Raw genomic sequence first — 13137 nt, forward strand, 5'->3', positions numbered from 1 at the left:
ATCATCGGCGATACGATCTTTTTGGTAGGAAGCGTGTGCTTCTTGATTCAAATCGTGCGAATGATATTCTCGCGCGCTAAATAGAGCTTTCGCGAGCTTTTATCGCTTGCTTGCCCCCGCTGGAATTTTATTCCTCGCGGGGCTTTTTAAATTTAGCGCACTTCGCGCGAGCCTTTTTCCGCAAATGGGAGCTGCACGCAAGTCTTTGCCGCAAAGGGTACCCGCGGCTAGTTTTAAATTTAGCCGCAAATCACTCTAAATCTTTAAAATTTTAAAATTTCATCCTCTTAAATTTACCCGAGCCAAATTTTAAATTTGCTACAATTACCGCCGAAATTTCAATCTCAAGGAGTGGAAAATGGGTGTGCGAGAGCAAATTTTAGAAGACATTAAAACGGCGATGAAAAGCGGCGATCACTTCCGCAGAGACAGCCTGCGGATGCTTAACGCCGCGCTTAAGCAGGTCGAGGTGGACGAGCGCATCAGCCTTAGCGACGAGCGCGTCTTTAGCATACTTCAAAGCGAGATCAAGCGCCGAAATGACTCTGTGGAGCAGTATCGCGCGGGCGGTCGCGACGATCTGGTGCAAAAAGAGCAGGGCGAGATCGAGATCATCGCGTCCTATCTGCCCGCGCAGCTAAGCGATGCCGAGCTTGCCGCCGAGGTTAGCTCGCTAATCGCCAAGCTTGGCGCGAGCGGCGCAAAGGATATGGGGCGCGTGATGAAAGCCGCCAAAGAAGCGCTTGGCTCAAACGTGGACGGCAAGCGGCTGAGCGAGGCGGTCAAAGCGGCACTGAAGTAGCCTGCGTTTGGAGTTAAATTTAAGTCCGGCTGCGGCTAAATTGTATCGGCGTAAAACTTCGCTGCTGAAATTTTTTGAGATAGAGCTTTGGCTGCGGAATTCATACGCTAATTTAAAATTTTAAAGGATTATCATGAAAAAATTTATCGCGGTTTTACTAGCCGTCCTACTTGTGGGATGCCAGTGCAAACAAAACGTAGTGCCTGGGGCGAACGAAACGCCCGAAAAGATCACGGCATTTTTCATAAACGACGGTAAAGAATACATCGTAGGCGAGAAACTCAGCTATGTCCTAACGAACGGCTCGTCGCTTAAGAATATCTCGGAATTTTACGATGGCGGATACGCCAAAGGGCTTAAGCGCGAGTTTGTGCAGATCGAAGTAACCGATGCTAAAAACGGCGAGGCGCGCGGTAGCTTCAGCGCATTTTTGAATTCCGCAGCTGGTGCAGATGTCGCCAAAATCAAAGCTCTAGCAAATCGCATCGAAATCGATGAGAAAAAAGGCGAGATCGAGGTTATTTTTAACTTTGATGCGCGAGTAGTGCAGATCAAAAATCTTAGCGAAATAATGAAGCCAAGCGATAGGCTGCGCTCTCCGATACCCGCTCACATCGAGGTTAGGCCTGAACGCTGCGAGAGTAGCGCTCTATCGGATGTGATAAGAGGCATCGTAGCTATACCGGTGGTAATCGTGGGAGCGGTACTTTTTCTGCCCGTGGTGATGATGCAGGAATATAGCCCTCGATAATAAAAGCCGTGAAATTCCGTATCTTGCAGCGAAACTTACAATGTAATGATCGATGAAGCTCGGCGAAATTTGGTATAACTTAGATCGCAAGTTCGATCTATTTATGATCGCATTTTATTTGGCGGCGATGTGGTACGGATTTCTTTTTAGCTTGAATCCGAAAAGCTTAGATGATCTGAAAATCGCAAATGGAATAATCATGGATGTCAGAAGCGATGATGGGCGCGAATATATGCAGATTTTTACGGATGAGCGCAAATTTATCAAAGTCTTTTTAAATGGCGATACGGATAACTTAACCTCTTTTTATAAAAATAAAATTTTGCTCAATGCAGCAATTGCTGAAGCTAATTTCAAGCGGTCAGGAGCGGACGAGTGGCAAGGTGTAAATATCAAGCCTTCTATCTCGCTAATCGCATACAAATGGCTGGAAGGCAAGCGAGTTAAAGCTTGGTATCAAAGCCGTCCGTTTCCGTTTCGGGGTCGCGGCACGGCATATCAAGTTTTATTTTTGGATTATAATGCGAGCGTCGATCCGCCGCAGCGCGAGTATCTGATGAAATTCAGATATGACAAATACGCTACGACGGATGATAAATTTACAGCTACGATATTTGGAGCTTTGACGCTCATTTTTCTTGCGATAATGGCGGGCAAATTTTATCAAGCATGGCGCCGATTGCAATAAACATTGCGCCGCGAAATTTTAATTAGCATCGGATAACCTGAAAACACGGCACGCAGTATTGATACGAAGTATTTTAAAAGGGGCTAGGCTTGCGGCGTGCATTTCATTGCGGATAGCGGCGCAAGCAGGCTAAGTTTACGGCGATAAATTTAAATCGTCATCAAAAGACAGATCGAAACGAGATTTAAAATTTTGATAAGTAGTGCGCGTCCTGCTTTAAAATTTTTAGGCTTCGGCTACGCCGGCAAGCGCAAAATTCTAAATTTTAAACTGCATAAAATTTTAAAATTTAAACTGCGCGAGATTTCAAAATTTCAAAATTTCAAAATTTCAAAATTTCAAATCTCGCGCTCGTTTAGCAGTATCCATAAATTTTAAGCGCCAAATGGGAGCAAATGGGCTAAAATAGCCCATTTATCAGCCCCTTAATCGCGTCAGATTTTTCCTTTTTCGCGTCGTTTTTGCTGCTGTTATCGTCCTTTTTCACGCCAAAAAGTTTGTCGATGCCCTTGCCGATCTGCTTGTCGAGCTTGCCCTTTAGATAGTCCGATTGGATATTGTATTTCGGCTCTTTGATCGTGCCGGTGATGTTTATTTCAAGATCGGTTTTTTCGATGTTTGCCTTAACCGGCACCGAAATCGCGCCCGTTTTGCTATCCAGCGTGCCACCGGTGACGTTTAGCTTGCTTTTTTGCGCGCTCATATCGGCGTTGAAATTTATCAAATTTTGCTTGATCGTGCCGTTTACTTTGGCGTCGTTATAGACCTCGCCGCCTAGATCACGGCCTAAAATTTTGCCGATTTTATCGATCAATCCGCCGCTAGGAAGGCGGCCGTTGTTGATGATCGCATCAAATTTTCCGCTGTGCGAGCTCGTGTTATACGTAAGATTTGCGTTGCCCGTGCCGTCGTAGACGTGATCGATATTTAAAAGCGTCATAAGCTCTTTTACGATGAAATTTTGAAGTTTGAAGTTCGCCTCATCGCCCGCAATCTGTCCATTCAGCTCGCCGCCCGCAACCTTGGAATTTACGGTCGCAAACAGGCTCTTGCCGTCGTGCGAAAGCTCGCCGGTAGCTGCGATCTTGCCGTTTAGTCTGCGATTTAAGAAAAATTCTAGTCGCTGCAAGCTCGGGATCAGCAGCGCGTAGTTAGCCTTAAGCGCTTTATTTTTGAGCTCATAAGTGCCGTTTAAGCTCTGAAGCTGCGCCAGATCGGAGTTTACGCTTACGCTAAAGGTCGCGACGGAGTTTTTGATATTTGTCTGCGCCTGCGCGTCCGCTTTCAGATCACTTGGGAAGTTCTTGCCCGTCGCGCCGTCTAAAAATTTCTTAAAAATCACGCCGCTAGCGAGCGAAATTTGCGCCGTGCCGTTGATGCCGTCTTTTAAGCTTAACTTCGCATCGCCGTTTATCGTGCCGTTTCCGATCGCGTTGCCGTAAAACAGAGCCGAAAGCACGGCCAGATTTAGATTGCTCGCCTTAAGTTTTAGATCGCTTAAATTTCCGCTCGCATTCAGGTTGCCGCCCATAGCGTTTAAATTTAAGTTTAGATTTTTAAGCTCATTTTGCGCTAGAGCCGCGCTAAACTCGCCGTTTGCCTTGCCTTGCAGCCTCACTCCCAGGACGTTTTGCAGCGCGGCCAGATCGTTTGCATTTAGCTTCGCGGACAGCTCGCCGTTTTTGTTTTTTAGATCGTATTTGGCTCCCGCGTCCGCTTTAAGCGCGTCTTTAAACGCTGAAATTTGAGAGTTTGAAAGCTCAAGCGTAGAAAAATCGGTCTTTAAATTTCCGCTTGCTTTAACGTCGCCTGAAATTTTGCGCCCGATAAGGCTTTCGAGCTTTGCTAAATCGGGCAAGCTTAGATTAAAATCGGAGTTTAAAGTTTTGTTTTTCAGATCAAATTCCGACTTTTCGGCGCTGATTTTGCCTAGAGTCGAATCGATCTTGCTTGCTGCTCGCAGGACGTCATTTTGCGCCGTGATGTCCGAGTTTAGCGTGATCTGCACGCCCTTTGGGATGGAAATATTCATATCTTTAAACGCAGATTCGTTTAGGATCAAATTTGAGCTTTTGATGCTCGCGTTGCCCTCTGCGCCGCCGCCTCCGGCTTTGATGTCCGAGAGCACGTCGATATTTCCTTTGGCGTAGATCGGCAGCGAAGCCACGGCAAGGGCTTTTTCGACGTTTAGAGCTTTAGCGTCGATTTGTAGATCAAGCGGCTTAAGGTCTTTTAAATTTGCTAAAAATTTTACGTTGCTATCAAAAATCTGCCCGCTGCCGTTGATGCCGAATTTGTCAAGATCGCCTAAAATTTGCCCCTTAAGGCTCAGCCCTTCGTCAATTTTGATGCCGAGCTTGGCTAGATCGTGCGCATTTACGTCGTAGTTAAGATCGAAAGAGCGCGCAAAAAGCGAGTATTTGCCCTTTACGTTTACGCTCGCAGCATCATTTACGTTGGCGCTGATGTCCAGATCGCCGAAATTTAGATCGAATTTATCGAGCTTCACATCAAGGCCGCTTTTTTCTTTGATCAAATTTTCTATGTAAGGCTTGGTAAGATTGTTGCCAAAATCGCTGAAAAATAGGCAGCCCGCGCCTACGATAAGCAGGATTAAAATTCCTGCGATTATGCCGAAAATTTTCATTTCGTCCCCTTAAAATTTAAAATTTGAGGGTATTATAGCCCTTAAAATTTAACGTTTGAAATCTCAATACTTGAGTTTAAATCACTAAAGTTTTATAAAAATTTTTCATAAACTATTGACAAGATTTTAAATTTTGCATATAATCTTAGCACTCAAACACATTGAGTGCCAATTTTAGAAATCACAAATCAAAGAAAGGACTGAAATGAAATTTCAACCACTTGGCAAGCGCGTTCTAATAGAGCGCGAGGAGGAAACCAAAAAGACCGCTTCGGGCATCATCATCCCCGACAATGCTTCAAAAGAGAAGCCTTCGACCGGCAAAATCGTAGCCGTCGGCAGCGAATGTGAAGGCGTCAAAAATGGCGATACCGTAGCGTTTGCAAAATACGCAGGCAGCGAGATTAGCTTAGACGATAAGAAATTTCTTATCTTAAATTTAGAAGACGTTTTAGGCATAATTAAATAAAAAGGATTGAAAATGGCAAAAGAGATTATTTTTTCAGACGACGCAAGAAACAAACTCTACGCGGGCGTTAGGAAGCTAAACGACGCTGTAAAAGTTACAATGGGACCCCGCGGTCGTAATGTCTTAATCCAAAAGAGCTTCGGCGCTCCGGCGATCACAAAAGACGGCGTGAGCGTGGCTAAAGAGATTGAGCTAAAAGATACGCTAGAGAATATGGGCGCTTCTTTGGTGCGTGAAGTAGCGAGCAAAACCAACGATCAAGCAGGCGACGGCACTACTACAGCAACCGTGCTAGCTCACGCGATCTTTAAAGAGGGCCTACGCAACGTAACCGCGGGCGCAAATCCTATCGAGGTTAAGCGCGGTATGGATAAATTTAGTGCTGCGGTTATTGAGGAGCTAAAAAAATCATCTAAAAAAGTAAGCGGCAAAAAAGAGATCGCTCAGGTTGCTACGATCTCTGCCAATAACGACAGCGCGGTGGGCGATCTGATCGCAGACGCGATGGAAAGAGTCGGTAAAGACGGCGTCATCACGGTAGAAGAGGCAAAATCGATCAACGATGAGTTAAACGTAGTCGAGGGAATGCAGTTTGACCGCGGCTATCTAAGTCCATATTTCATTACAAATGCCGAGAAAATGCTAGTCGAGCTAGCTTCTCCACTAGTGCTTCTATTTGACAAAAAAATTACAAATTTAAAAGATCTACTTCCGGTTTTGGAGCAGGTTCAAAAAAGCGGCAAACCGCTTCTAATCATCGCCGAGGATATCGAGGGCGAGGCGCTTGCAACTTTAGTCGTAAATAAGCTTCGCGGCGTGTTAAACATCTCTGCGGTCAAAGCCCCAGGATTTGGCGATCGCAGAAAGGCGATGCTTGAAGATATCGCGATTTTAACAGGCGGTACCGTCATCAGCGAGGAGCTTGGCAGAACGCTAGAAAGCGCCTCCATGGCTGATCTTGGACAAGCCGAGCGCATCGTGATCGACAAAGATAACACCACTATCGTAGGCGGCGCAGGCAAGAAAAAAGATATCGATGCGCGCGTTTCGCAGATCAAAGCTCAGATCGCAGAGACTACGAGCGATTACGACAAAGAGAAGCTTCAAGAGCGCATGGCTAAGCTTAGCGGCGGCGTTGCGGTTATAAAGGTGGGCGCTGCGACCGAAACCGAGATGAAAGAGAAAAAAGACCGCGTGGACGACGCTCTAAACGCAACCAAAGCAGCCGTAGACGAGGGTATCGTAATCGGCGGCGGCGCTGCGCTAATCAGAGCCGGACTTAGCGTAAAGCTAGCTCTAAGCGGAGACGAGCTTATCGGCGCAGACATCGTTAAACGCGCGCTTTTCGCTCCGCTTCGCCAGATTGCCGAGAATGCGGGATTTGACGCGGGTGTCGTAGCAAATAAGGTCGAGCAGGGCTCAGACAAAAAATTTGGCTTCAACGCCGCAAACGGCGAGTACGTCAATATGTTTGAGGCAGGTATCATCGATCCAGTCAAGGTTGAGCGTATCGCGCTTCAAAACGCGGTCTCCGTCGCAAGCCTGCTTCTAACGACCGAAGCGACCGTCAGCGAGATTAAAGAGGAGAAACCTGCAATGCCTCCAATGCCTGATATGGGCGGAATGGGTGGCATGGGCGGAATGATGTAGCCCCATAGGAGCGTCATTCGGCGCTCCTATACGCCTTGCTGTGGCGCTGTGAGATTTTGCAGCGTTCCGCAATGCCTTTGTGCGGCGATGCTTTTGCTATGCGCCGTAAAATGAGATGTGCCGCGTTTTGGATATGTCTAAGGCGCGGCGATTTATTATTAATTAACGATTAAGCGGTGTGATTTTTAGTCACTGCATAATCTTATAAATTTCGTATCTCACCGCAAATTTGCGGTTTTGTCGCATTATCCTTTAAATTTAAAAACTTTATCTGAGCTTGCTTTTTACCTTAAATTCTGACTTGCCACTCAAAATTTAAGCGCAGAATTCTAAAACTTTAAAATTTTCAGCTATCCCACCTAAACACTTACAAGATAAAATTTTGCTGTGACGTCATATTTTTAGTGTGATAAAATTCTATTGCCAAACAGAATCCTAGCTGCGGAATTTTTAAAGCTTAGCCTTTTGTTTGGCGATACGGCTTGGAATTAGAGCTGAAATTTCATAGCCTCACTCATTAAATTTAACGCGGCTTAATCTAAGCTTTGCTAAATTTCGCCTAAAATCCATGGAAAGGAAAACGATGAAAAATTTAGCTCGTATTTTTTTAATTGCGTTCATTTTGGCGAGTTTTTCTAGCGCTTTTGCTGCGCAGCAAAGCCACAAATCGCCCGCCGCGTTGCAAAACCATAAATCTAAAATTTCATCTCAAAATCTGCGAGCCAAAGATCATCCGAGTAAAAATACTTCGGCGAGATCCTCTGCCGAGCCGCATGCTAAAAAATCTGCAAATGCTAAAAGCCTTTCAAATTCCAAGCTCACAAAAAATACACGTGCATCTAGGAATTCCGCTAAAAATTCCACGCGAAAAAGTGCGAAAAATTTTACTAAAAATTCTGGGCAAAATTCCGCATCGCATCCTGCGAGAAATAAAGCATCTAGGCTCCCAGCCAATCAATCAAGCAGCCAGAATGAAGCTAGCAAGAGTCTAGTTGCGACGCTGATGCGTTTGCCGAAGACCCGTATCTATGAGGACGAGGCGCCAAGCGCTCGCGATACCGCGCAAACTTACAGAGGCGCAGATATGCGGAGAAATGCAAACGCGCAAACTCACAGAGGCGCTGATGAGCAGACTGGCAAAATCGTAGACGCACAAGCTCGCAAATTAACGACGGCTCGAATTGCACAGCCGCAAGCTCGCCACGGCTATAGTGCAACTCGTTCTGGCGCTATGGAGCATACAGCTGCATCTCATTCGAGTGCCACGAAGTATACGGCTCGTCAAAATGCCCGCGCGCCCTATCTTCCCACATCTGCTCGCTCTAGCCGTGCGATAGGGCGCTCTGGCGTTAGCGCGCTTGGTAAAATACCGTCGCCAAAGCGGGGTAATGCGCTAGGGCAAGGTGCTGCGATGCGTTATGATGAGCGTTGGGCGAAGCCCGCTCCACAGCCTTACGAGCCTGCGCCTGAGACCGAGAAAAAGCGCGGGCTGATATTTTCGTCGCAGTGGGGCCCCGCCGCGCCGAAAAGCAAGTGGCAGCAGCACGAAGCCCCGATGGATGACGCTTCGTCGCGCAATGAGTCGGTGATGGATATGCTGCAGGACAAGATGAGCAGGGTCAAGGTGAATATGGAGCTAGTGCGCTAGCCTAGGCGGCACGCCGGCGCAATTTATATGCGTAGGCGGTTTAAATTTTTGTTGTCTCTATAAGATCGCGATACTGGCGCGGTGTGTAAACACGAACGCTGATGTTTTTTCAGCTTTGCCGTCGTGCGAAACAACGCCCTAATGCTGCAATTAAAGATAGAATGTTCATATTTCATCTACTTGCTTTGAATTTCACGGCTGCATGCCGCGCTGCTAGGATAAACCAGACTGCACTCGTTTTGCGCGAGTGAGCGCTGCGACGATACTGCGGTTACAATTTCGCCGAAATTTTAAGAGCTTAATTTTGTAATTTTACGTCGCAGGACTTTGCTTGCCTGCTAAATTCGCAGAATTTTGCTTGGCTGCGTGGTTTATTAAATTTCGCTTGTCATCAAATTTTGTAGAGTTTCATTTGTTGTCGGAATTTTTAGAATTTTATTAGATGGCGGAATTTTATAGACTTTATTCGCTCAAATTTCGTGGCAAAATGAAATTTTTCGTAAGCGCGAAAGCAAAATTCAGCAGGTGAAATTCTATGGCGGGTGGCAAGTGCGAATTATTAAATTTTAACCCCGTTTTGAATAAAATAGCGCAAAAAATTCTAAAGGCTTAAATTTGAAAAATCGCTATCCGACCCGCCAAATCTCCGTCGGCTCCGTCAAAATCGGCGGCGGCGCGCCCATCTCCGTGCAGTCGATGAGCTTTTCTAAAACGAAGGACGTGGAGGGTACGCTAGAGCAGATAAACCGCCTGTATTTCGCTGGCTGCGACATCGTGCGCTGTGCCGTGCTTGATAAGCAGGACGCGGACGCGCTCGCGCGGATCAAAAAAAGCTCGCCGCTTCCCATCGTAGCGGATATCCATTTTAATTTTCGCTTGGCGCTGCAGGTTGCGGAGTTTGTCGATGCTATCCGCATAAATCCGGGCAATATCGGCGGCAAAGACCGCATCAAAGAGGTCGTGCGCGCGTGCAAAGCTCGCAGCCTGCCTATCCGCATCGGCGTAAATTTGGGCTCACTCGAGGAGCAGTTTGAGCAAAAGTACGGCCGCAGCGTGGAGGCGATGGTGCAAAGCGCGCTGTATAACGCCGCGCTGCTGCAGGATGAGGACTTTAGCGACATCGCGATCTCGCTTAAGACTTCGGACGCACCAAGCACGGTGGCTGCGTATCGCGCGCTGCGCCCGCTATGCGAGTATCCTTTTCATCTGGGCGTGACCGAGGCGGGGACGAAATTTCACGCGAGCATCAAGAGTGCAATCGCGCTGGGCACGCTTCTGATGGAGGGTATCGGCGATACGATGCGCGTGAGCATCACGGGCGAGCTTGAGGAGGAGATCCGCGTCGCGCGCGCGATCCTGCAGGACGCGGGCGTGCAAAAAAGCGGCGTCAATATCATCTCTTGCCCTACCTGCGGGCGTTTGCAAAGCGATCTGCTAAGCGCGATCAAAATCGTCGAAGAAAAAACCGCGCATATCAAAACGCCGCTAAATATCAGCGTCATGGGCTGCGTCGTAAATGCGATCGGCGAGGCGAAGGGCGCGGACGTGGCGATCGCGTTCGGCAACGGGCGCGGCATCGTGATGCGCCACGGCGAAGTGGTCGCCAAACTCGAGGAGAGCAAGCTCGTGGAGCGGTTTTTGCAAGAGGTCGAGGACGAGGTGCGGGCTCGCGAAGGAGCGTGAGAGCTGCGGCGCCTAGCGGCTTAAATGTCGCTATGACGCGCGGCTTGGGCGGCTCGGCTCTGAATTTTAGCGCGCTTGGCTAGTTATAGTTTGCTCGGCGTTTTAAGGCGCTCTCGGGCTCATCGCGGTTCGTTTAGGTTTATAGGTACAGCGCGTCTTGGCGTGAAATTTTAAAATTTCATCCTTAAGGCGGCGCTTTTAAATTTGAGCCTTTGGAAATGCGGCTTAAAATTTTGGTTTGCAATTTTAGGCTTGAAATTTTAGTACTGAAATTTCGTGTGAAATTTTTGAGTTTAAAATTTTGGCTTTGAAATTTCGTCTTGAAATTTCATTTTAAAATTTAAAACTCGCGATTTGAAGCGAAATTTTATAGAGTAGAATTTACCGCGCAAAATTTTAAGCGGTAGAACTCCGTGCCGCAAAGCGGAATCTTGACGGATGAGCTTCCGATACGCCGCGAAATTTCATCCGGCTGGATTTCGTCTTGCACCTAAAATTTAAGGCGAGCGAAATTTTAAGAGTCAAAATTTCAAAGGGCGAAATTTAAAATTGACGGAATTTTAAAGGCGAAAATTCCGAGATGAAATTTTAGATAGCAAAATTTAAAGCGGCCCAAATTATAAAATTTTGCCCGATAGAATTTTGCTGGTAGGCGATATTTTAATTCTATAAAATTTAAAATTATCGCGCCGCAGAGATTTGCGGAAGCGAGCTTGAAATTTTATAGAATTTAAATGCGAAACGAGGGGAAGCGATGGTAACGAAGCAGAATGTGCCTGCAAATTTATACGATCTGGATATGGAGCGCGCGATTTTAAGCTCGCTTTTGCAAAACGAGGACGCATACGGCGAGCTGAGCGAGATAATCTCGGTCGGCGATTTTTTCTACAAGCCGCACGCCGACATCTACGAGGCGATCGTCAAGTGCTCCTCGCACAACGAGCCGATCGCGCCGAGCTTCGTTAAAAAATGGCTAGCTGAGCGCTACGACGATGGCGCATTTACCGAGGTCGTAGCCACCAGCGGCGTGGTCGATGCCCCAAAATACGCGCTTGAGCTGCGCGAAAAATCGATCAAGCGCTCGCTAATCAAGGTCGCGCACGAGATCCCTTCGATGGTAAACGAAGCCGTGCGCAGCAAAGACACCGCCGATAAAATCAGCTCTAAAATTTACGAGCTCATCGACGAGGAGCGCCACGGCGGCATCAAAAAATCACACGAGATTATCGCTGACGTAGTAGAGGAGCTCAAGCGCCAAAAGGCGCTCGCAGGCTCGGAGCTCGTGGGGTTGGATACGGGCTTTCGCTTCCTAAACGACTGCACGAAGGGGCTAAAGCCCGGCGAGCTCATCATCATCGCCGCCCGCCCTGGCATGGGCAAGACCGCCTTTGCGCTAAATTTGATGATGAAAACGCTGCAAAGCGGCAAAGGCGTCGTATTTTTCTCGCTCGAGATGCCCTCTGTGCAGCTGATGTATCGCATACTAAGCGCGCTTAGCTCGATCCCGCTAAGCGACATAATGAGCGCAAAGCTTAGCGACGACGACTGGACGCGCTTCAACGACGCTTGCGACGCGGTGCTGAATATGCCGCTTTTCGTCTATGACAGCGGCTACGTGAATATACACCAGGTCCGCACCCAGCTGCGCAAACTCAAAGCCGCGGACGCCAATATTGAGCTTTGCGTGATCGATTACATCGGACTTATGACGAGCACGAGCAACTACTCCGAGCGCCACCTGCAAATCGCCGAAATTTCGCGCGGGCTCAAGCTCTTAGCGCGCGAGCTAAACATCCCGATCATCGCGCTGTCGCAGCTAAACCGCTCGCTCGAGGCGCGCTCGAACAAACGCCCGATGCTAAGCGATCTGCGCGAAAGCGGCGCGATCGAGCAGGACGCCGACATCATACTTTTCGTCTATCGCGACGAGGTTTATAAGGAGCAGATGGAGCGCGAGCGCATTTCGCGGCTGGAGGCCGAGGGTAAGGACGCTGGCGAGCCCGTGTTTAGGCGCAACGACTATCAGGAAAAAGCCGAAATCATCGTCGGCAAAAACCGCTCGGGCGAGGCGGGTAGGACGATCGAGGTGGGCTTTCAGGGCAGATTTACCCGCTTCGTCGATACGAGCTTCGGCGGCGAACCTAGCGAGAGCGCAATTTTCAACGAAAACGACAATCTCGACTACGTCTCGCAGCTGCAAGATCAGGGCTTTGAGGAGCCAGTTGGGCAGCATCCCGATACAGTGCAGAATTTGCAGCAAAATTTAACGCAGAATTTTAATGAAGCTCAAAATTTTAACGAAGCGCAAAATAGCGGCGTAAGCTTAAATGAAAGCTCCGCTAGCGCTCGAAATTCCAGAGTAAATATCGATTTTGACGAGATGCCTAGTTTCGGCGAAAGCGGTGATGAGCAGGACAGCGAGGAGATAGACGGCGAGTCTAAGCTTAGCGCAGAGCATGACTTGGCAGAGGTGCAGCGTGCACCGCAAAAGCAAGAATTTCAGGGACAAGATTTAGATGATGTAATAGCGGGCAGTATCTCGCCCGAAACAGAGCACATGCGTGGAAATTCGGCCGAGCAAAACGTAAAGAGTGCGGAGAGCGCAAAAGGCGCGCGGCAAGATGCAGAGGGTACATCGCAGGGCGCAAAGAACATGCAGCAAGAGGACGCTGTGTATTTTGAAAACGGCGATGGCGATGAGCCGCCTTTTGAAGCGCAAGAGGATGAGGCAAAATTTAAACCCGCGCCTCCTTTAAATATCGAAGAGATGGGCATTCCAAAGATCAATGAGGCAAACAG

10 protein-coding genes are annotated in these 13137 nt (G+C 48.0%); 9 read left to right on the top strand and 1 reads right to left on the bottom strand.

Features of this window, described 5'->3' with window-relative positions:
* Positions 1 to 358: 358 nt before the first annotated feature.
* From Q0257_RS06535 to Q0257_RS06550, 4 genes are all read left to right on the top strand, one after another.
* Positions 359 to 802 (top strand): GatB/YqeY domain-containing protein, encoded by a 444-nt coding sequence (locus tag Q0257_RS06535; protein ID WP_298023111.1) that lies wholly within the window; start codon positions 359 to 361, stop codon positions 800 to 802.
* Positions 803 to 935: 133 nt separating this feature from the next.
* Positions 936 to 1553: a hypothetical protein gene (locus Q0257_RS06540; protein WP_298023114.1), complete on the top strand. Its 618-nt coding sequence runs from the start codon at positions 936 to 938 to the stop codon at positions 1551 to 1553.
* A 52-nt stretch (positions 1554 to 1605) separates the two neighbouring features.
* Positions 1606 to 2241 (top strand): hypothetical protein, encoded by a 636-nt coding sequence (locus Q0257_RS06545; RefSeq protein WP_298023117.1) that lies wholly within the window; start codon positions 1606 to 1608, stop codon positions 2239 to 2241.
* 192 nt (positions 2242 to 2433) lie between these two features.
* Complete coding sequence (locus Q0257_RS06550) at positions 2434 to 2619, top strand: hypothetical protein (protein ID WP_298023120.1); 186 nt, start codon at positions 2434 to 2436, stop codon at positions 2617 to 2619.
* 22 nt (positions 2620 to 2641) lie between these two features.
* Here the strand turns inward: Q0257_RS06550 and Q0257_RS06555 are convergent, their stop codons facing one another.
* On the bottom strand, positions 2642 to 4888 hold the full coding sequence (locus Q0257_RS06555; RefSeq protein WP_298023123.1) for a hypothetical protein: 2247 nt from the start codon (positions 4886 to 4888) through the stop codon (positions 2642 to 2644).
* A 205-nt stretch (positions 4889 to 5093) separates the two neighbouring features.
* Between Q0257_RS06555 and groES the strand changes: the two genes are divergently transcribed.
* The 5 genes from groES to Q0257_RS06580 form a co-directional block, all read left to right on the top strand.
* Positions 5094 to 5357 carry a co-chaperone GroES gene (groES, locus tag Q0257_RS06560; protein WP_295151472.1) on the top strand — a complete coding sequence of 88 codons (264 nt, stop codon included), beginning with the start codon at positions 5094 to 5096 and terminating at the stop codon, positions 5355 to 5357.
* A 12-nt stretch (positions 5358 to 5369) separates the two neighbouring features.
* Complete coding sequence (gene groL / locus Q0257_RS06565; protein WP_298023126.1) at positions 5370 to 7007, top strand: chaperonin GroEL; 1638 nt, start codon at positions 5370 to 5372, stop codon at positions 7005 to 7007.
* Between the two features lie 583 nt (positions 7008 to 7590).
* Positions 7591 to 8655, top strand: coding sequence for a hypothetical protein (locus Q0257_RS06570; RefSeq protein ID WP_298023129.1), 1065 nt, complete (start codon positions 7591 to 7593; stop codon positions 8653 to 8655).
* 615 nt (positions 8656 to 9270) lie between these two features.
* Complete coding sequence (gene ispG / locus Q0257_RS06575) at positions 9271 to 10338, top strand: flavodoxin-dependent (E)-4-hydroxy-3-methylbut-2-enyl-diphosphate synthase (RefSeq protein WP_298023132.1); 1068 nt, start codon at positions 9271 to 9273, stop codon at positions 10336 to 10338.
* Between the two features lie 754 nt (positions 10339 to 11092).
* A partial coding sequence (locus tag Q0257_RS06580) for a replicative DNA helicase (RefSeq protein ID WP_298023135.1) occupies positions 11093 to 13137 on the top strand: 2045 nt, incomplete at its 3' end.

This window comes from uncultured Campylobacter sp., from assembly GCF_938018035.1.
Lineage (GTDB): Bacteria > Campylobacterota > Campylobacteria > Campylobacterales > Campylobacteraceae > Campylobacter_B.

Bases quoted from the DNA above. Each gene is read 5' to 3' on its own strand.
- Q0257_RS06535 (WP_298023111.1), top strand. From the start codon at position 359: ATGGGTGTGCGAGAGCAAATTTTAGAAGACATTAAAACGGCGATGAAA.
- Q0257_RS06540 (WP_298023114.1), top strand. From the start codon at position 936: ATGAAAAAATTTATCGCGGTTTTACTAGCCGTCCTACTTGTGGGATGC.
- Q0257_RS06545 (WP_298023117.1), top strand. From the start codon at position 1,606: ATGAAGCTCGGCGAAATTTGGTATAACTTAGATCGCAAGTTCGATCTA.
- Q0257_RS06555 (WP_298023123.1), bottom strand. From the start codon at position 4,888: ATGAAAATTTTCGGCATAATCGCAGGAATTTTAATCCTGCTTATCGTA.
- groES (WP_295151472.1), top strand. From the start codon at position 5,094: ATGAAATTTCAACCACTTGGCAAGCGCGTTCTAATAGAGCGCGAGGAG.
- groL (WP_298023126.1), top strand. From the start codon at position 5,370: ATGGCAAAAGAGATTATTTTTTCAGACGACGCAAGAAACAAACTCTAC.
- Q0257_RS06570 (WP_298023129.1), top strand. From the start codon at position 7,591: ATGAAAAATTTAGCTCGTATTTTTTTAATTGCGTTCATTTTGGCGAGT.